At 66.6% G+C, this 18,634-nt stretch carries 13 protein-coding genes; 2 read left to right on the top strand and 11 right to left on the bottom strand.

Annotation, left to right across the window (positions count from 1 at the left end):
• The 11 genes from V4558_14295 to ettA form a co-directional block, all read right to left on the bottom strand.
• Complete coding sequence (locus V4558_14295; GenBank protein ID MES2306677.1) at nucleotides 1-1,653, bottom strand: 1,4-alpha-glucan branching protein domain-containing protein; 1,653 nt, start codon at nucleotides 1,651-1,653, stop codon at nucleotides 1-3.
• Nucleotides 1,650-3,146: a glycogen/starch synthase gene (locus V4558_14290; GenBank protein ID MES2306676.1), complete on the bottom strand. Its 1,497-nt coding sequence runs from the start codon at nucleotides 3,144-3,146 to the stop codon at nucleotides 1,650-1,652. The genes V4558_14295 and V4558_14290 overlap by 4 nt, the downstream gene beginning before the upstream one ends.
• A gap of 4 nt (nucleotides 3,147-3,150) precedes the next feature.
• Entirely contained in the window at nucleotides 3,151-5,313 is a 2,163-nt protein-coding gene (glgP, locus tag V4558_14285; GenBank protein MES2306675.1) for an alpha-glucan family phosphorylase, read from the bottom strand.
• 116 nt (nucleotides 5,314-5,429) lie between these two features.
• Nucleotides 5,430-6,455 carry a WD40 repeat domain-containing protein gene (locus V4558_14280; GenBank protein MES2306674.1) on the bottom strand — a complete coding sequence of 342 codons (1,026 nt, stop codon included), beginning with the start codon at nucleotides 6,453-6,455 and terminating at the stop codon, nucleotides 5,430-5,432.
• On the bottom strand, nucleotides 6,452-6,898 hold the full coding sequence (locus tag V4558_14275) for a PepSY domain-containing protein (GenBank protein MES2306673.1): 447 nt from the start codon (nucleotides 6,896-6,898) through the stop codon (nucleotides 6,452-6,454). The genes V4558_14280 and V4558_14275 overlap by 4 nt, the downstream gene beginning before the upstream one ends.
• Nucleotides 6,895-9,978, bottom strand: a complete 3,084-nt coding sequence (locus V4558_14270) for an efflux RND transporter permease subunit (protein ID MES2306672.1) — start codon at nucleotides 9,976-9,978, stop codon at nucleotides 6,895-6,897. The genes V4558_14275 and V4558_14270 overlap by 4 nt, the downstream gene beginning before the upstream one ends.
• On the bottom strand, nucleotides 9,975-11,027 hold the full coding sequence (locus V4558_14265) for an efflux RND transporter periplasmic adaptor subunit (protein ID MES2306671.1): 1,053 nt from the start codon (nucleotides 11,025-11,027) through the stop codon (nucleotides 9,975-9,977). The genes V4558_14270 and V4558_14265 overlap by 4 nt, the downstream gene beginning before the upstream one ends.
• Nucleotides 11,027-12,265, bottom strand: coding sequence for a TolC family protein (locus tag V4558_14260; protein MES2306670.1), 1,239 nt, complete (start codon nucleotides 12,263-12,265; stop codon nucleotides 11,027-11,029). The genes V4558_14265 and V4558_14260 overlap by 1 nt, the downstream gene beginning before the upstream one ends.
• 46 nt (nucleotides 12,266-12,311) lie before the next feature.
• Entirely contained in the window at nucleotides 12,312-13,595 is a 1,284-nt protein-coding gene (locus V4558_14255; GenBank protein MES2306669.1) for an ATP-binding protein, read from the bottom strand.
• A gap of 5 nt (nucleotides 13,596-13,600) precedes the next feature.
• Nucleotides 13,601-14,269: a response regulator transcription factor gene (locus V4558_14250; GenBank protein ID MES2306668.1), complete on the bottom strand. Its 669-nt coding sequence runs from the start codon at nucleotides 14,267-14,269 to the stop codon at nucleotides 13,601-13,603.
• Between the two features lie 140 nt (nucleotides 14,270-14,409).
• Entirely contained in the window at nucleotides 14,410-16,086 is a 1,677-nt protein-coding gene (gene ettA, locus V4558_14245; GenBank protein ID MES2306667.1) for an energy-dependent translational throttle protein EttA, read from the bottom strand.
• A gap of 56 nt (nucleotides 16,087-16,142) precedes the next feature.
• Here ettA and V4558_14240 point away from each other — a divergent pair, with 56 nt between their 5' ends.
• Nucleotides 16,143-17,357, top strand: a complete 1,215-nt coding sequence (locus tag V4558_14240) for a PQQ-dependent sugar dehydrogenase (protein ID MES2306666.1) — start codon at nucleotides 16,143-16,145, stop codon at nucleotides 17,355-17,357.
• On the top strand, nucleotides 17,354-18,604 hold the full coding sequence (locus V4558_14235) for a PQQ-dependent sugar dehydrogenase (GenBank protein ID MES2306665.1): 1,251 nt from the start codon (nucleotides 17,354-17,356) through the stop codon (nucleotides 18,602-18,604). Before V4558_14240 ends, V4558_14235 begins: the two co-directional genes overlap by 4 nt.
• Nucleotides 18,605-18,634: the final 30 nt, after the last annotated feature.

Here is an 18,634-nt window from a genome sequence, read left to right as displayed (position 1 = left end):
TCAGCTGACGGTGATGTCGGAAGCCGCTGCGATCGCCCCGAGTAACTCGGGGAACGGTCCGTCAATCCGTCGGAGCGCCGCCGCGTGGGCCAGGGCGCCGTCGATGTTCCAGGGCAACTGTTCCAGCGTGGGCAACAGGCTCTCCAGCGCCTCGCAATGTTCGACGAAGCGTTTCGTGGCGTAGTCGCCGGCCGCACCAGTCGAGATGATGAACTGCCAGTCGGATGACTGGAGGAGCAAGAGCTCGCGAGCGGCCTGCTCCAGAATCGGCGTGAGATCGGGCCGCGCGAGCGCCCCGGGCGCCGCGTTCCAGAAGCGTTCCTCGAGTGGCCAGAGCCGCTCCCAGGTCCACTCGGTCTCGGGATTCAGCCACTTCGAGAAGTCGCCATTCGCTCCCCACGATCCTTCGCCCAGGTGGAGCGCGGTGGTGGGCGGCGCTTCGCGTAGCAGACGACCGGCCGAGACGGGACGCACACCACCCTGGGCCGCGATCTCCTGGTAGAGGTCGTGCAGGAAATCGACTCCTTCAAACCACCAGTGGCCGAACAGTTCGGTATCGAAGGGAGCGACGATCGCAGTATCACCGCGCAGTGCTGCTGCCGACACCGCTTGCAGCAGGGTACGGAAATGTTCCGCGTGGCGCAGCGCTGCCGCGCGGGCTCGTTCCGGGTGGTACGGCTGCTTTTCGCCGAGGTCCGCAGCGGTATCGGTCACTGACCAGAGCTTGAGGCCGCCAGGGTAGCGGATCTTGTGGAACTCGAGATAGTTGCCGTCGCCGGGATAGCCGCCATGGCGGCTCCACACCTGGGTGGTGGTCTGCGGATCGCGTACCAGGACGTGAATCGGCCGACCACTCGGTGGCGTGCCGACCTGGTATGCGCGATATGGCGAGCGCCGCATCGCGGGCATCGCGCGGCGCCGCACCTTTCCCTCATAGACCTCGAACGCTTCGCCCGCTTCCGCGAGATGAGCATCGACGAAGAACCAGCGGAAGCCGGCATAACGCAGATGATCTTCGATACCGGCGCGATCGTGCTGGTACGGTGCGGCAGGGAGCGGTTGCCACGGGCCGCGCGGACGATAGGCACACTCGGGCACCCAGCAGCCCTGCGGCAATTCGCCGAACTGGCGCAGATGCTCTGCCCGGCCCGCGAGCAGTTGCAGCCGGATGCTCTCATCCCGCGCGAGCAGCGGCAGGAAGCCGTGCGTCGCGGCCGAGGAGATCAGTTCTATCCGGCCCGCCTCCGCGTGATGGCGGAAGGCAGCAATCAGGTTGCCGTCAATCTGTCGCCAGGTGGCCTGCAATCCCTCGATATGGGAGCGCCAGAACGCGACCTGCGGCAGCAGGTTGTGGTCGCCACTCTCGCGCAGCGAATCGGGCGCCTCGTCGAGGGTCTGGAGCCGATGCGCGAAGTACGCCTCGAGTTCCTCGACGAACGACGGGTGCGCCAGCTGGGCCGCAAGAATCGGCGTGACCCCGAGGGTGATCGGCGCTGCGATCCCCTCGCGTTCCATCGTGTCGAGCAGCTGCACCAGCGGCAGGTAGGTGTCGAGTGCCGCCTCGCAGATCCAGTCGGAGCCGTGCGGCCAGCGGCCGTGATGCAGCACCCACGGCAGGTGGCTGTGCAGCGTCAGGACAAAGCGGAGGCTCACCCGGTCCGCCCGGCGCGGTGCACGATCGCCTGCGTGTAGAGCTCGCTGTAGCGCTCGGCGACGCGATCCCAGCCGAAGTCGCGCAGCATCGCCGCCTCCTGCATCTCGAGCCAGGAGCGGCGCGACCGATGTTCGGTCATCGCGCGCCACATGCCACCGAGGAGTGCGCGGTCGTCGAACGCGTCGAAGAGGAATCCGGTGACGCCGTCGTCAATCGTGTCGGCCAGGCCACCGACGCGCCGTGCGACGGGGATGGTGCCGTAATGCTGGGCGCGCATCTGGGTCAGCCCACACGGTTCGTACTGCGAAGGCATCAGGAAGAGGTCGGCTCCCGCCATCAGGACGTGCTCGAGCCCATCGGAGAACCTTGTTTCGGTCGCGATCCGGTGCGGCATCGCCGAGCGCAACTGGGCGAAGGCCTCCTCGAACTTCTGCTCGCCACTGCCGAGGAAGACGAACTGCGCCGGCAGGTGGAAGAGCGCGTGATTGCGAATCACCAGGTCGAGGCCTTTCTGGGTGACCATGCGGCCAGCCAGTGCGACCACAGGCGTAGCAGGATCATCCGGCAGTCCGAAGCGACGCTGCAGATCGGACTTGCAGGCAGCCTTTCCCAGCAGGTCACCGCGCGAGTAGTTCGCGGCAATGTGGCGGTCGTGCACCGGATTCCAGACTTCGAGGTCGATGCCGTTGAGCACGCCGGTGAAGCGCTCACCCATCCACTGATACACCTCCTGCAGACCGAAACCGCCGGCGGGAGTGCGCAGTTCGACGGCGTGCGACGGACTCACCGTCGTCGCGACGTCGGTATACATCAGTCCGCCCTTGAGGAAGTTTGTCTTGCCGTACCACTCGAGTCGATCCGGCGTGTAGAGGTCCCACGGCAGGCCGAGTTCGGGCATCACCTCGGGGCCGAAATGGCCCTGGTAGCCGCCATTGTGTACCGACATCACGACCGGGATGCGATCGAAGAACGGATTGCCGCGCCACCAGGTACGGAGATAGACCGGTGCGAGCGCGGCGTGCCAGTCGTGGGCGTGCAGCAGGACCGGCCCGGAGGTGATCCGCGGCAGCGCGGCGACGGCAGCGGCCGCAAACGCGGCGAAGCGGCGGTGATTGTCGGGGTAGTCACGACCGCCTTCGCCGTAGATGCCTGCTCGATCGAAGTAGCCGTCGTGCTCGATGAAGCAAGTCGGCGTTTCGGAAGCTGGGTCGAGGTCGCGCCAGAGCCGGAAAGTCTCGGCGCGGTCGCCAAAATAGAGCGTGTAGGGCTCGCCGACGGGTTCGAGGTGCCGCAGGTGCTGGCGAGCGGTGCGATAGAGCGGGGTGATTGCCATCGTCTGCAGACCACCGCGATCCTGGAAGCGGTGCAATCCCCACGCGGCTTCTGCGAGGCCACCCGTGCGGGCGTACGGAAAGTATTCCGCACTCAGGTGGACCACCGTGGGAACTTCCTCACGGATGGTCGGCAGCGCGAGGGACCGCGGCTCGCTCATGGCATCACGAGAGTGGCGGATCGTCGGCAAAGGGATCACCGCGCAAGATCGGGGCGTAGTACTGGCGCACGTAGTCCTGCAGCATTCGCCGCGTCGTGAAGCGCTTGCCGGCCACGCGGATCGACTCCTTCATCCGCTGTGCCCAGCTGCGCGGGAAACCGCGGTCATCCCGCTCGTACCAGAGCGGCACGATCTCGTTCTCCAGCAAGGTGTAGAGATGCTCTGCGTCCGCTTCATCTGCCTCCTCCTCGGGCCCCGCCTTGGGGATCGCCCAGCCGTTCTTCCCGGTGAAGCCTTCCTCCCACCAGCCGTCGAGCGTGCTCAGCTGGGGCACCCCGTTGAGTGCCGCCTTCATCCCGCTAGTCCCTGACGCTTCAAGCGGCACGCGCGGCACATTGAGCCAGAGATCGACGCCTTGCACCAGCAGATGGGCGAGGTGCATGTCGTAATCTTCGAGAATCGCCACGCGCCCCTCGAACATCGGGTCGCGGGTGAAGTGATGCAGTTCCTGCAGGATCTCCTTGCCCGGGGTGTCTTCCGGGTGAGCCTTGCCCGCGATGATCAGCTGCACCGGCCGACGCTGGTTCACGAGGAGCGTCCGCAGCCGATCGAGGTCACGGAAGAGCAGGTTGGCCCGCTTGTAAGTGGCGAAGCGGCGGGCGAAGCCGATGGTAAACACGTGCGGATCGAGCAGCGTGCCGGCGGCGACGACCTGGGCCGCTTCGGTCCACTTGCTGGTCCAGCGGCGCCTCGCTTCCTCGCGGATATGGCTGAAGAGCACATCCTTCAGCTCCTGGTGCGTGTTCCAGAGCTCGCGGGCTTCGAGCCCAAGCACGGCATCCCAGGTCTCCGGATCATCGAGCCGATCGCCCCAGTCCTGTCCGAGGTGATTGTCGAGGAGCCGCATCATCGGGTTCGCCAGCCACGTCGCGAGGTGCACTCCGTTGGTGACGGCCCCGATCGGTACCTTCTCCACCGGGCGGGGACTCCAGAGATCGCCCCAGAGCTCTCGTGACACGATCCCGTGACGCTGGGCCACGCCATTGACGTGCCCGGCGAGCCGGATCGAGAGCACCGTCATGTGAAACTGGGTTGGCTCGCGATGCGGATGCACGCCGAGATGCAGTGCGGTCTCGGCGGATGCACCGAACGCATGGAAGTACTCCGCTCCCGCGCATTCGAGGACCTGGGCCACTTCGAAGGCGTCGTGCCCGGCAGGAACCGGTGTGTGCGTCGTGAAGATGGAGGTCGCCCGGACACTGGGTAGTGCGCTCGAGTAGTCACCGCCTTGCTCGATCAGCTCGCGCACCCGCTCCAGCATCATGAACGCGGCGTGACCTTCGTTCGCGTGCCAGGCGCCGGGCATGACGCCGAGGGCCCGGAGCACCCGGACGCCGCCGACGCCGAGAATCCACTCCTGACGCAGCCGCATCGGCAGCCCACCCGCGTAGAGCTTGCTGGTCAGGGCCCGATCGTCGGGGTGGTTGATCTCGAGATCAGTATCGAGAAAGTAGAGCGGCGCGCGCCCGACGGTCATTGTCCAGACGCGAATGTGGATCGGACGACCGAAGGTCTCGAGCACCGTGACCCACGGCGCGCCTCCGGGTCCGTCCACTGGCACCAATGGCGTTGTCGCGGGATCGAACTCGTCGTCCGAATCTTCCTGCCAGCCGTCGGGGCGAATGCGCTGGTCGAAGTAGCCCTTCTTGTAGAAGAGTCCGACGCCGACAAATGGCACCGCAAGATCCGACGCGGTCTTGCAATGATCGCCCGCGAGAATGCCGAGGCCGCCACTGTAGATCGGCACCGACGCATGGATCCCGAACTCGGCGCAGAAGTAGGCGACCGGGCGTTCGGTGGCGATGGTCGGGTAGGTATCACGGAACCACCCGGCCGACGACGAGCGCTCGACCGCGAACCACTCCATGACCTTGTCGTAGTGCACGCAGAAATCGGGATCGCGAGCCAGCGCCTCGAGCCGCTCCGGATCGACGTTCTGCAGCACGACGATCGGGTTGTGGTGCGAGGCGAGCCAGCTTGCCCGGTCGATGCGCCGGAAGAGGCCACGGGCCTGGCGTTGCCAGCTCCAGGCGAGGTTCAGGGCGAGGGCAGCGAGGCCCTCGAGACGCGGCGGAAGGGCAGGGATCTTGGAGCGGGGTGGGATCATCACGGAACTTAACACGGAACGAGAGACTAGAGACTGGAGACTAGAGACTAGCGATGGTCTTGCGCCAAACACCCGACCATCGCCCCCTCTAGTCTCCAGTCTCTAGTCTCTAGTCTCTATTTCCCTACGGCAATCAACCACGCCCCGATCATTGGCCCGCGCGGTGCCCGTCCGTTGGCCGGGGTCGGCGTGCCTGCCGGCGCAGGGCCGTACTCCGGCGTGAAGACGTAGGCGATATGGCTGGCGAGGTCGACGGTCACTGTCTTGGCGCCCCGCATCGTGGCCACGGTCGCAACGACGCTGTACTTGTCGGGCGAATCCTGGTGCACGATGGTCAGCGTCCCGTCGCCGCCCGGGATGTAGATGAGCTTCTCGGCCGGATCCCAGCCGAGCGCGTCGACGCCGTCGCCGTTGGTGATCTGCGCGACCACCTTGCCACTCTTCGCATCGACCACCACCGAGGTCTTGCTGCATCCGGAGAAGATCCGGTCGGTCTTGCGATCGTAGGCGATCCCGGTGGGACCATCACACGGCGCGATCGACCACGAGGCGAGCACCTTCATCGACTTCGCTTCGATGACCTGGATGGTGTTCTTCCCTTCGTTGTTCACGAAGAGCTTCCCCTTGCCATCGCTTGCGGCGCCTTCCGGGGCGGTGTCTTCGAGGTTCGCGACACCCACGATATCGCCCGTGGTCGGGTTGATCGCGGTTGCGGTGCCCACCGGCCGGGAATGGTTGGTGAGGATGATCTGATCGGAGGCGTCGTCGTACATGATGCCGTCGAGCCCGCCGGTGTGCGTCGCGATCTTCTTGATCGGCGCCAGCGTCTTGAGGTCGAACATTGTCACCGTCGAGTCACCACCATTGGTGGTGAAGCCGTGATTGGCCTTGGGCGCGAACGCAATGCCGTGTACGCGCGGGGTGTCGGCAATATCTCCGACGACCGCACCGGTCTTGCCATTCACGACCATCACGTGGGTCCCGCGCGAGATGAAGACCCGGCCGGTGGCCGCATCGGCGTTGAGGTAGTCGGTGCCACCATCGCCGCCGATGTTCACCTTGGTGAGGACGTGGTACTGCTGGGCAGTCACGCTGGTGGCAACCGCCACCAGGGCGAGCGCTGCAAGGGCAATCTGCTTCATGGCTTCTTCACTCCCGTCCTGGCCTTCGCCTTCGCTGCGTCTTCCGCTGCTTCCTTCTTCTCATCCTTCGGCGTCTCGTGCTCGTGCGCGAGCATCTTGCCGGTCATCGCATCGATATTCACTTCCTCGATGCCGCTCTTGCCCGCGACCGCAATGTCGTACGACCAGATCAGCTTCCCCTTTTCGCGCTCGAGTTCGTGCTCCTTGACGACGCCACCGGGCACTTCCTTCAGCGCGATCGCACGCGCCGCCGCTTCGGTGACCTTCGCTTCCTTCATCAGCGCGGCCTCGGCCTTGGCGTCCTGCGCTTCCTTCTCGGCCTTGGTGGGCTTCGGGGCCATCTTCGCGGTTGAGGCCGGCGGCTTCGGCGCGGGCTGCTGCGCCGCAACGATCCCCGGCGCAACCAGCAGCGCGGCGAGGAAGAGCGTGGTGGGGCGGTTCATGATGGCGTACTCCGGTCCAGGGTGTATCCGCGGCCGCGAATCGCGACCAGCAGGGTGGGAACGACGAACAGCGTGATCGGGGTCGAGAGCGCCAGGCCGCCGATCACGGCCAGCGCGAGTGGCCGCTGCAACTCACTGCCGGCGCCGAGGCCGAGCGCGAGCGGGAGCAACCCGAACAGGGTGCAGAGGGTGGTCATCAGGATCGGGCGAAGGCGGACCTGCGCAGCCTCACGAATGGCGGCCTCGAGCGCGAGCCCCTCCTCACGCATCCGGTGCCGGGTGAAATCGAGGAGAATGATTCCGTTCTTCACGATGAGTCCGACCAGCAGGATAAGCCCCATGAAACTCGACACGTTGAGCGGTGTCCCGGTGAGTAGCAGCAGCCCCATCGCGCCGCCAAATGAAAGCGGGGCCGCGAGCAGAACAACGAGGGGCTCCACGAAGGACTGGAACTGCACCACCATCACCGCGACCACGCTGATCGAAGCGAGGGCGAGCACCAGCAGCAACGCGCGGAAGGCCGCTTGCTGGGAGGCGTACTGCCCGGCCAGCTCGATGCGCACATTCGCAGGCGGGGGAGTGCTGCCGAGTGCGCTACGAACATCCGTCATCACCGCACCAAGTGCGCGGCCACTGATGTCGGCGCCAATGGTGATCATCTGTTGCTGGTTCTCGCGCAGGAGCTCGGCCCGCGTCTCCCCCGGCTCGAAGCGCGCAAGGCTTCCCAGCGGTGTTCTGGCGTGGGTCGTGGGCGAAATCAGCGGGAGCGTCGACAGCGCGGTCGGGGAATTGCGGACGGCATCGGGTGCGCGGACCCGGACACCGATGGCGCGATCCTCGAGCCGGATCTCGCCAGCCGACACGCCGAGCAGCGCACCACTCACGGCACTGCCGACCTGTCCGGGCGTGAGCCCGATGCGCGCCGCCTCGGTGGCATTGATATGCATCGCGAGCTCGGCGGTCGGCTCGCTCACACCGTTGTAGAGGTCTTCGATGCCGTCGACCTTCTCCAGCTTTGCCGAGAGCGCGGTCGCGTAACCCTCGAGAGCTGCCAGGTCGGGGCCGAAGAGCTTGATCTCCACGGGGCGCGCCACGCCGGCCAGGTCATTGATGACATCGCTGAGGATCTGCACGAACTCGATCCGGACCCGCGGCACGGCCACCTCGAGCTTGCCACGCACGTCGTCGATCACCTCGAAGATGCTGCGGTCACGCTTGCCGGGTGCCTTGAGGCGCACCACCATGTCGCCCCGGTTCTGCTCGGTGGCGAAGAGTCCGAGTTCGGCGCCGGTGCGCCGCGAGGTCGCCGTGATCTCCGGAGTCTTCGCGAGAATGCGCTCGATGATCTTGAGCTGGCGATCGGTTTCGGCGAGCGCGGTGCCGCCGGGAGTCCAGTAGTCGAGCACGAACGCGCCCTCATCCATCTCGGGGAGGAAGCCGGTGTCGACGAAGGCGTGTGCCAGGATCCCGAATCCCGCGAGCAGCACCGCCACCACGATGATCCAGCGTGCTCGCGGAAGCACCGCCCCGAGGGCGCGCTCGTATCGCTCCGAGAGTGAATCGAGGCCTCGGCCCACCCGATTGAGGAAGCCGGTCGTGCTGGGCGGCTCCGAATCGGAGGGCTGGAGGAATTGGGCGCTGAGGAGCGGGATCAGCGTGAGTGACAGGCCGAGCGATACCAGCACGGCGATGGTGAGGGTGATCGAGAGTGCCGTGAAGAATTGTCCCTCGACACCGGTCAACAATCCGAGTGGCAGGAAGACCACCACCGTGGTGAGCGTGGACGAGATCACCGGCCAGATCAATTCCTGAACTGCATCGCGCACGGCGATGGCGCGATCGGGAGTGAGGCGGGCGTGGCGCACGATGTTCTCGGTCACCACCACGGCGTCGTCGATCACGAGGCCGATGGCGATTGCCATCGCGCCCAGCGTCATCAGGTTGAAGGTCTGCCCCACCAGCCACATCACGAAGACGGTGATCACCATCGTCAGCGGGATCGAGGCGGCGCTGATCGCTGTCACCCGTGCGTGGCGCAGAAAGAGCAGCAATACCACGATGGCGAGCCCGGCACCGATCAGCATCGCATCGCGCACCGAGGAGATCGCGTCACGCACGAGCGCGGTCTGGTCGTAAACCGGAACCAGGTGGACGCCGGCGGGCAGGGTCGGCGCGACCGAGGCCGCAATCCGGGCGATGCTGTCGGCGATGGCGACGGTATTGCCGCCGGGCTGCCGGGTCACGTTGAGGTGAGCGGCGGGTCGGCCGTCGCCCGCAATGATGCGGACGTGATCTTCGGTGCCGGGAATGACGCGCGCGACATCCCGGACCCGCAACCCGTTGGCAATCATCACATTGGCGACATCGTCCGCCGTCTTCGCTTCCGTCGCAGTGACGATGAGATACTGCCGGTAGTTCGCCGCCGTACGACCAACGGCCTCGACCGTGATCGATTGCCGGATGGCGGTAGCGAGATCATCGTAGCTCAACCCTGCGGCCGCGAGACGCGCCGGCTCCGCAACCACTTCGATCTCGCGTTGGTCGTTCCCCATCACGTCGACGCGGCCGACTCCGGGCACCCGCGAAAAGAGCGGGCGCAACTGGTACCGGGCGATGTCGTACAGCGTCGCGGGGTCGCCACCCTCGAGATTGTACGACAGCACCGGGAAGAGCGAGGGCGTCAGTCGCTCTACTTCGATGTCGAGCCCCTCGGGGAGATCGGTGCGCACCTGGTTGACGCGCGCCTGCACCTGCTGCAGCGCGTACGCCATGTCGGTGACGGGCGTAAAGGTGATGTTGATCTCGCTGCCGCCCCGAATGGCACGCGATTGCACCCGGGCCACGCCGGGGACCACGCCGACGGCTTCCTCGATCGGCCGCGTGATGCTGAAAAGCACCTGCCGTGCCCCGAGTGAACTCCCCTCCACGACCACGGTAATGCGCGAGAAGGTCAGCTCAGGATAGATCGCCGACGGCAACCGGGTCGCCGCCCAGATACCGCCAACCGAAAGCACGACCACGAGCAACGAGATGAAGCGCCGCTGGGCCGCGAGGTACGGGAAGAGCCCGCGCACACTCACGGCCGCGGACCCGTCGGCATCACCTTGGCGCCATCGTCCATGCCGTAGGCGCCCGCCGTCACGATTCGCTCACCCGCGGTGAGTCCCGAGGTGACGTGGGCGCGAGCGGCGTCCTTGCCCGCGACGGTCACTGGCCGGGCGTGTGCGATTCCCGTGCTGTCGACCACGAACACCTGGAAGCCTTCTCCTGTCGGCACCAGCGCCGCGATTGGCACCGTGATGGCCTGCGGGTCGCTCGCGAGCGCGATGCGCCCGGAGATCGTCTCGCCCAGCCGCAGCCGTCGCTCGGTGTGACCGACGTGGATCCGGACAGCAATGCTGCGAGTGACCGAGTCGACGGCAGCGCCAACGTCGGCAACCACGCCTTCGCCAACTGTGTCAGCGCCATCGTGCAGCGTGACGCGCATTCCCTGTCGCAGTCTCCCGGCATCGGTGGCGGTGGCCGCGATCAGCAGGTCAAGCGAGGCCGGATTCGCCACTTCGACCAGGGGAGCGCCCGGGTCGGCCAGCACGCCGACCGTGGCGGCCACCCGAGTGACGACGCCATCGAGGGTCGAACGCATCGTGGCGAGCGCCGCAGTGTGGCGCGCGGTCGCGACCGCCGCGCGCGCCTTGGCGGCCTCGGCCGTCGCCTGCTCGGCATCCTTCCGCGGCACCACGCCTGCTTCCAGCAGGCGAGCCGCTCGCGCGGCCGCTGCGTCCGCGGCCACTGCTGCGGCCTCGGCGCTCTTCGCTTCAGCATCGATGCTGGTCCGATCGAGCTCGATGAGCGCCTCGCCGACCGCGACATGCTGCCCGACCGTGACCAGCACGCGGGAAATGCGTGCGGCGATCGGCACCCCGATGGCCGCAAAGCCCCCGATGCGCGGCACGACGGTGCCGATCCCTTCGACATTTTCAGCGAATGGCTGCGGGGCGACGATGGCCGTCTCGGCCGCAACGGCCGCCTGAGCGGTGGCGGCCGATTCTTCCCCGCTGTCGCGCTTGCAGCCGAACAGCACCAGGGAGATCGCGAGCAGGCCCGCGGCGGGGCGTGAGCGGGGCATCATCACGGTGCGCTCGAGGCGGTGGTTTCCGAAAGAAGGAGCAGGACGCTCCGGGCGATCCAGGCATTGGCCAGGTCGGCGACGTATTGCGAACGGACGTCACGCGCCATCCGTTGCGCCTCGAGCACGCTCGCCAGCGTGGCGGCGCCCTCGCGATAGGCCGTGAGCGACATCGCACTGACGCGATCTGCCGAGGCGGTGAGCTGTTCGTCGCGCGCCAGCTGTTCGAGTCCCGCGCGCAGGGCACGGCGCGCGCGGCCGAGTGCACCGGTGCTTTCGACGCGGACTGCAGCAAGGGCTGCCTGCGCGCGTAGCAATTCGGCCTCGGCCACGGCGATGTTGCCACGGTTGCCATTGAAGAGCGGCAAGGGGAGCGCGATGCCCACGGTTGGCAGCACACCAGACTCGCTGCCGCCCGGGTCTCCGGTCTCGAACCCCGCCGTCAGCGTCGGCTCGATGATCCGGCTCCGCCGCTGCATCCGCACGGAGAGGTCGGCGGTGTGCACATCGCTCTCGGCCGCAGCGACCGGCAGGAGGTTGCCGCCACCGGCAACGACGGTGCTATCGAATCGGGGGCGAGTCAGCGAATCAGCGAGTGCGATGGTGATCTCACTGCCGACGATGCCCATCGCGGCTTGCAGCGTCAGCAGCGCCGACTCGGCGGAGAGCGAATCGCCTGCCAGGATGTTGGCCTGCTGGCCAGCGAGGATGCTGGCGAGTTCGGTATCGAGATCGCTGGCATCGCCGGCGTCACGGCGAAGTGTGGCAATGCGGTAGAGTGAATCGGCGTCACGGCTGTTGCGACGACTCAGTGCCAGCAGTTCACGCGCTGCGAGCGCTGCCGTGTAGGACGTGTCGGCATCGATTCGTGCGGCGACTCGCGCGAATGCGAGTCGCAACTGACTCCCTGCACGCCCGGATTGCGCTGCGGCGGCACGGGCGTTCCGGATCCACGGCAGGTCCAGTGGGATGCTGAGTTCCACGTGGTAGCGTGGCGTGGACTTGGAGTAGCCGAACGAGGCGGTCGGGTCGGGCCGGAGCCGGGCATTCCTGAGCGCAGCGGCCGCCGCCGAGGTGTCGCTTGCGGCGACAAGCAACCGGGGCGCGTGATCGAGGGCCGCCTGGATCGCATCGGCACGAGTAACCAGTCGCGGCTGTTGCCCCGCAGCGCCGGACACCACCAGCAGCAGGGCAAGGGTCGGCGTCAGCGGGCGGGAAAGTCGTGCGAAGAGAGGGTTCACCCCGGGAACCCTACCCCCCGCAAGCTGTCAGCAAGATGACAGCGGGTCAGGCGACCGGGAGTGTCCCTCTGGGGAACCGCGCCGTAGCAGTGGTGCCGCCGCCCGCCCCGGAATGGAGCGTGAGGGTGCCACCGTGGGCGTCGGCGATCCAGCGAGCGATCGAAAGGCCAAGGCCGCTGCCACTTCCCGACTGTCGAGCGCGGGCAGGGTCGCCTCGGTAGAAGCGTTCGAAGACGTGCGGTAGCTGGTCGGCCGGGATCCCGGGGCCGGTGTCGATCACCGTGAGCTGAGGCGCCCCGGCGTCGATGCCGATCTTCACCCGGACGGCGCCGCCCGTGGGGGTGAACTTCACGGCGTTGTCGAGCAGGATCATCACCAGCTGCCGCAGGAGATGTGGATCGCCGTCGACCGGGGCCTCCTCGAATTCGGCGAGGCTCAGCGTGACTCCCTTCCGCTCCGCCACCGCGCGCGCGGCTTCGACCGCATCGACGACGACGTCATCGAGGAAGAGCCGGCTCCTTTCGATAGGACGCTGTTCCGATTCGGCGCGGGCCAGCGTCAGCAGGTCGTCGACAATCCGCGACAGGCGCTGGCTTTCGGCGTCGATCCCTTCGAGCGCGGCGACGTAGCTCGGGCCGTCGCGCGGCTGCTGCAGCGCAATCTCGGCCCGGCTGCGAAGCACACTGAGTGGCGTCCGCAGTTCGTGCGCTGCATCGGCCATGAAGCGACGCATCTGCTCGAGCGATCGCTCGATCGGCCCGATCGATTGACCCACGAGGAGCGAGCCGGCGGCGGCAACCAGCACCAGCGCCACCAGCGCCGCCGCGCCGAACGCGACGATCAAGGAGGCATAACGATCTTCGAGCTCGATCTTGTCGGCGACAGCAACGGCCACCATCGGTGCGCTACCGGCGAGTGCGAAGCGCTCGGCGTGGAGCCGGAGCGTGCGTTCTCCCGGGAGCTGGTGGTCGAGGGCGACGGCACCGCTTCGGCCGGCATTCTGTGCCGCGGCGCGTACCCAGTCCGGGGCACTGTCGGGGCGGATCACGCGACCGTCGATGTCGAGGAGGTAGAGGGAGCGGTCGGGGATGTGGAGTTCATCTACCGCATCCACGACGCGGCCCGCCAGCACGGCTTCGCGTTCGCGGATCGAGGCGGCGCGCTCGAGTTCACTGGTCGCCTGAATCAGCGACGCGTCGAGTTCGGTCGCGAATTGATGGCGGATGGCTGCGAAGAGGCCACCGCCCAGCAGCACCAGGATTGCGCCAAAGGTGGCGAGGTACCAGCTGGTGAGCCGGCGGCGGAGGATGCGGAGCGGGGAATCGGACACCGGGCTCAGGTCCCGAAGCGGTAGCCGGCACCGCGAATGGTATGAATCAGCTTGGGTTCGAAGTCGTCGTCGAGCTTGCGGCGCAACCGGCGGATGAGGACTTCGAGCACGTTGGTGAACGGGTCGTGATTCTCATCCCAGACACTCGCCGTGATGACCGCACGATCGATCACCTCGCCGGTATGCCGGACGAAGCATTCGAGCAGGGCGAACTCTTTCGCGGTGAGCTCGATCTTCCGGCCGGCACGGGTGACGCGATGCGAGGCAAGGGAGACGGTGAGGTCGGCAATCGTGGTGGTCAGGCCTGCGAGGCGCGGTCCGCGTCGCGCGAGCGCCTTTACCCGGGCGAGCAACTCCCGGAACGCAAACGGTTTGGTGAGGTAGTCGTCGGCGCCGACATCGAGTCCGGTGACCCGGTCATCCACGGTGTCCCGCGCGGTGAGCATCAGGATCGGCTGGGTGACCCCATCGTCGCGAAGCGCCCGGCAGAGATCGAAACCCGACCCGCCGGGGAGCATCACATCGAGCACCAGCACATCGTAGCCGCCGTGTGTCGCGCGACTGCGCCCCTCGGCGACCGTTGCTGCGCTCGTCGTCGCGATCCCATGCTCCGCGAAGCCGGCCGTGAGGACGGCCGCAAGCTGGGTGTCGTCTTCGACGAGGAGCAGGCGCAACGCGGGACTCCTTGGAGAGACGAGCGATTAGCCAATAGAGACTAGAGACTCGAGATCAGAGACTAGAGGGTCTCCACTCAGGATGACACCCTCCAGTCTCTAGTCTCTAGTCTCTAATCTCTAGTCTCTAGTCTCTGTAGTTAATGCGTCAGCTTTCGGTACTTGATCCGGTGCGGCTGATCGACCGCCACGCCCTTCCGCTTCTTGTAGTCGGCCGAGTAATCCTGGTAGTTCCCCTCGAACCAGACCACTTCCGAATCGCCTTCGAAGGCGAGGATGTGGGTCGCGATGCGATCGAGGAACCAGCGGTCGTGGGAAATCACCACGGCGCAGCCCGAGAAGGTCAGCAACGCGTCCTCGAGGGCGCGGAGCGTATCGACGTCGAGGTCGTTGGTCGGCTCGTCGAGGAGGAGCAGGTTGCCGCCCGACTTGAGCAGCTTGGCGAGATGAAGGCGATTGCGCTCGCCGCCCGACATCGTGCCGACCTTCTTCTGCTGATCGCTTCCCTTGAAGCCGAACCAGCCACAGTAGGCACGCGAATTCACCGTACGGCTGCCGAACTGCAGGTTGTCGTAATCGCCGGCGATTTCCTGGTAGACGGTCTTCTCGGGATCAAGCGCTTCGCGCGACTGATCGACGTAGGCCGTCTGCACCGTCTTGCCGACCACCAGTTCGCCGTCGTCGGGTTGTTCCTGTCCCGTGATCATCCGGAAGAGCGTCGTCTTGCCGGCGCCATTGGGGCCGATGATACCGACAATGCCGGAACGCGGCAGCGAGAAGTTGAGCCCTTCGAAGAGCAGGGTATCGCCGAAGCCCTTCTTGAGATTCTTCGCGATCACCACTTCATCGCCGAGGCGCGGGGCCGGCGGAATCAGGATTTCGTGGCCCGTGGCATCGGCCTTTTCTTCTTCGGCGACCAGGGCGTCGTAGGCCTGCAGGCGGGCCTTGCTCTTGGCCTGGCGCGCCTTCGGGCTCATCCGCACCCATTCGAGTTCGCGCTCGAGCGTGCGCTGCCTCGCCGAGGCCTGCTTCTCCTCGGTAGCGAGCTTCTTCTCCTTCTGGTCGAGCCAGGAGGAGTAGTTCCCCTTCCACGGAATCCCGGCGCCGTGCTCGAGCTCGAGAATCCACTCGGCGGCGTTGTCGAGGAAGTAGCGGTCGTGGGTGATCGCCACCACCGTCCCCGGGAACTCCTTGAGATAGCGCTCGAGCCACGCGACCGATTCGGCGTCGAGGTGGTTCGTCGGCTCGTCGAGCAGCAACATGTCGGGCTTGCTCAGCAACAGGCGGCAGAGCGCCACGCGGCGCTTCTCGCCACCCGAGAGATTGGCCACGGCCGCCTCGGCCGGAGGGAGCCGCAGGGCATCCATCGCGATGTCGAGAGTGCGATCGATCTCCCACGCGTTCGCGGCATCGATGCGATCCTGCAGCGCGGCCTGCTTGTCGAGCAGCGCGGTCATCTCGTCGTCGCTCATCGGTTCGGAGAACTTCATCGAGATCTCTTCGAACTTCGTGAGCAGTGCCCGCACGTCGGCGAGTGCCTCTTCGACGTTGCCGCGCACATCCTTGGTGTTATCGAGGACAGGCTCCTGTGGCAGGTAGCCGATGCGGACGCCGTCGGCCGGCTTCGCCTCGCCGAGGAAATCCTGGTCGACACCGGCCATGATCTTGAGCAGGGACGACTTGCCGCTGCCGTTGGAGCCGATCACGCCGATCTTGGCGCCAGGATAGAACGAGAGGTAGATCCCCTTGAGGATCTCGCGCTTCGGTGGGACGATCTTCCGAAGGTCGCGCATGGTGAAGATGTATTGATGGCTCATGGGGCCAAAATACTAGGACGGGGCAGCAAGTGCGCCGGGCCCGCCTAGCTTTCGGAATGCTCCTCCCCCTCCTGCTCGCGCTCCAGCAGCCCCGTGACTGCGCCGGGGCCGCCACACCGGTCGTGGCGCCCGCCGGCTACTGCGTCCGCCTCTTCGCGTCGCGGGTCGGCGCGGTCCGGCATCTGCTGGTCCACCCCTCCGGGACCATTGTGGTGGCGACGAAGACTCGGCCGGGGTTGCTCCGACTCCGGGACACGACCGGCGATGGCGTTGCCGATCAGGTGGTGCCCTTCGGCCCCGGGCTGGGCGGCACCGGCGTGACCTGGCAGCAGGGCTGGCTCTATTTCGCGGCTGATGAAGGGGTCATTCGCTACCGCTGGCCCGCTGGTGCCAAGGCGCCCGCCGACTCCGGCGAATGGATCGCGCGCGGTCTGCCCGGCAGAACGAAGGGATCGGCGCACTACATGAAGGGGATTGCCATCGGACGGGACGGCGCCGCATACGTCTCGATCGGCTCCGGCTCAGACAACTGCCAGGTCGCCGACCGCGGGAAGGAATCGCCGGGGAAATGGCCCTGCGATGAGCTCGCGACCCGTGCCGGGATCTGGCGATTCACGCCGACGGCAGGGCGCGCTGAGTGGCACGGCGAGCGCTACGCAACCGGACTCCGCAACGCCATGGCGATCGCGAGTGATGCCACCACCGGCCATCTCTGGGCGGCGACCCACGGCCGCGACTTTCTCAACCGCGTCTGGGGCTGGCCTGACTCCACCTCGGCCGATCAGCCGGCCGAACTCCTCGTCGATGTCATCCGCGGTGCTGACTTCGGCTGGCCGTATTGTCATGGCGAATACACCGCTCGTCGCACCGCCCTGGTGCGGTCCCCCGATTACAGCGGTCGCCGTGAAGTCGATTGTGCGACCCGGAATTCGCCGGCGATGGGTTTCCCGGGCCACTGGGCACCGATGGCAATGACGGTCGTTACCAAGGAACTGCCGGCGCCGTGGCGCAATGGATTGCTGATTGCTTTCCATGGCTCGCGCAGTCGCGCGCCGCTTCCCGAGCAGGGGCACGGTGTCTTCTTCGTGCCGTTCAATGCCCGGGGCCAGCTCCGCGGGTCGAACCAGCAGTTTGTGTCCGCAGCCGGCCGGCCCGGCCTGCTGCGTCTCTCAGGGGTTGCCGTGGCGCCGGGTGGCACGGTTTACCTCAGTGATGACGACCACGGCCGGATCTATCGCCTTGAACGACACCCGACCGGAGCACTCCGATGACCCCCCGTTTGCTTCGCGGCCTGGCACTACTCTGCCTGATTGTCGGCCGCACCCCCGCGCAAGTCGTTGACTGCGACGGGTACCTCACCAAACTCACGGTACCTGCTGGTTTCTGTGTTCGGGTCTTCGCGAGTCGGGTCGGCGCGGTTCGGCATCTCGCTGTGGTTCCCGGTGGTACCGTGGTCGCTGCAACGCGCACGGCGCCGGGCCTCCTCCGCGCCGTCGATCAGAACGGCGATGGCCGGGCCGATTCGACCATTGCCTTCGGCCCGGGAGTGGGCGGGAGCGGCATTGCGTGGCGTGATGGGTGGCTCTACTTCGCGTCCGACAACTCGATCTACCGCTATCGCTGGCCGGCGAATGCGCGCGCCCCGGTCGGGGAGCCGGAGGTGATCGCGACGCATCTGCCGGAATCGGGTAACGGCTATGCCCACAACGCCAAGGGGATCGCCTTCGGACGCGATGGCGCGTTGCATGTCTCGTTCGGGTCGGCGAGCGACAACTGTCAACCCGATGAAGACATCGCCGCGCCGGGGAATTTCCCTTGCCCCGATCTGCGAACTCGCGCCGGAATCTGGCGCTTCACGCCTCCGGCCTCGGGTGACGGCGAGTGGGCGCGAAGTCGTGAGGCGACTGGACTCCGCAACGCCATGGCGATCGGCGTCGACCCCGCCAATGGACGCGTCTGGGCGGTGACCCACGGCCGGGATTTTCTCGGCAAGATCTGGAAATGGTCGGCGGAGGAGTCGGCGATGCAGCCGGCCGAGCTGCTGGTGGAGATTCGCACCGGCGCGGACTATGGCTGGCCGTATTGCATGGGCAACTACACCGCGACCGGCACGACGCTGATCCCGGCTCCCGAATATCAATCCAGCACCTCGCCCGAAACACGCTGTGCCAGCAAGACGGCTCCCGCAGGAGGATTCCCCGGCCACTGGGCGCCGATGGCCCTCACCTTCGCGCCCACCACCTGGCCCGCGACCTGGGGGCAGGGGATGCTGATCGCTTTCCATGGCTCACGCAGCCGGGCCCCGCTACCGGAGGACGGCCACTACCTGATTTATCTGCCCCTCAGTGCCACCGGAGCGCCGGCCGGCACGCCCCGTGTCCTGCTCCGGTCGTCGGGTCCCCTCGGCGATCTGCGCCTTTCAGGTGTGGCAGTGGGGTCAGCCGGCATCGTCTACGTCGCCGATGACGATCACGGCCTGATCTACCGGATCGAACCACGGCTCGCGATCCGGCGCTGATTCCGGCCGTCGCTACCGCGACTGCCTGAT

It is taken from the genome of Gemmatimonadota bacterium, from assembly GCA_040388535.1.
Classification (GTDB): Bacteria; Gemmatimonadota; Gemmatimonadetes; order Gemmatimonadales; family GWC2-71-9; genus Palsa-1233.
Note: the sequence above shows the minus strand (reverse complement) of the source record. Positions and strands in the feature narration are given on the sequence as shown.

Coding starts and splice junctions, on each gene's coding strand:
- V4558_14290 (MES2306676.1), bottom strand. CDS start 3,146: ATGAGCGAGCCGCGGTCCCTCGCGCTGCCGACCATCCGTGAGGAAGTT.
- glgP (MES2306675.1), bottom strand. CDS start 5,313: ATGATCCCACCCCGCTCCAAGATCCCTGCCCTTCCGCCGCGTCTCGAG.
- V4558_14280 (MES2306674.1), bottom strand. CDS start 6,455: ATGAAGCAGATTGCCCTTGCAGCGCTCGCCCTGGTGGCGGTTGCCACC.
- V4558_14275 (MES2306673.1), bottom strand. CDS start 6,898: ATGAACCGCCCCACCACGCTCTTCCTCGCCGCGCTGCTGGTTGCGCCG.
- V4558_14265 (MES2306671.1), bottom strand. CDS start 11,027: ATGATGCCCCGCTCACGCCCCGCCGCGGGCCTGCTCGCGATCTCCCTG.
- ettA (MES2306667.1), bottom strand. CDS start 16,086: ATGAGCCATCAATACATCTTCACCATGCGCGACCTTCGGAAGATCGTC.
- V4558_14240 (MES2306666.1), top strand. CDS start 16,143: ATGCTCCTCCCCCTCCTGCTCGCGCTCCAGCAGCCCCGTGACTGCGCC.
- V4558_14235 (MES2306665.1), top strand. CDS start 17,354: ATGACCCCCCGTTTGCTTCGCGGCCTGGCACTACTCTGCCTGATTGTC.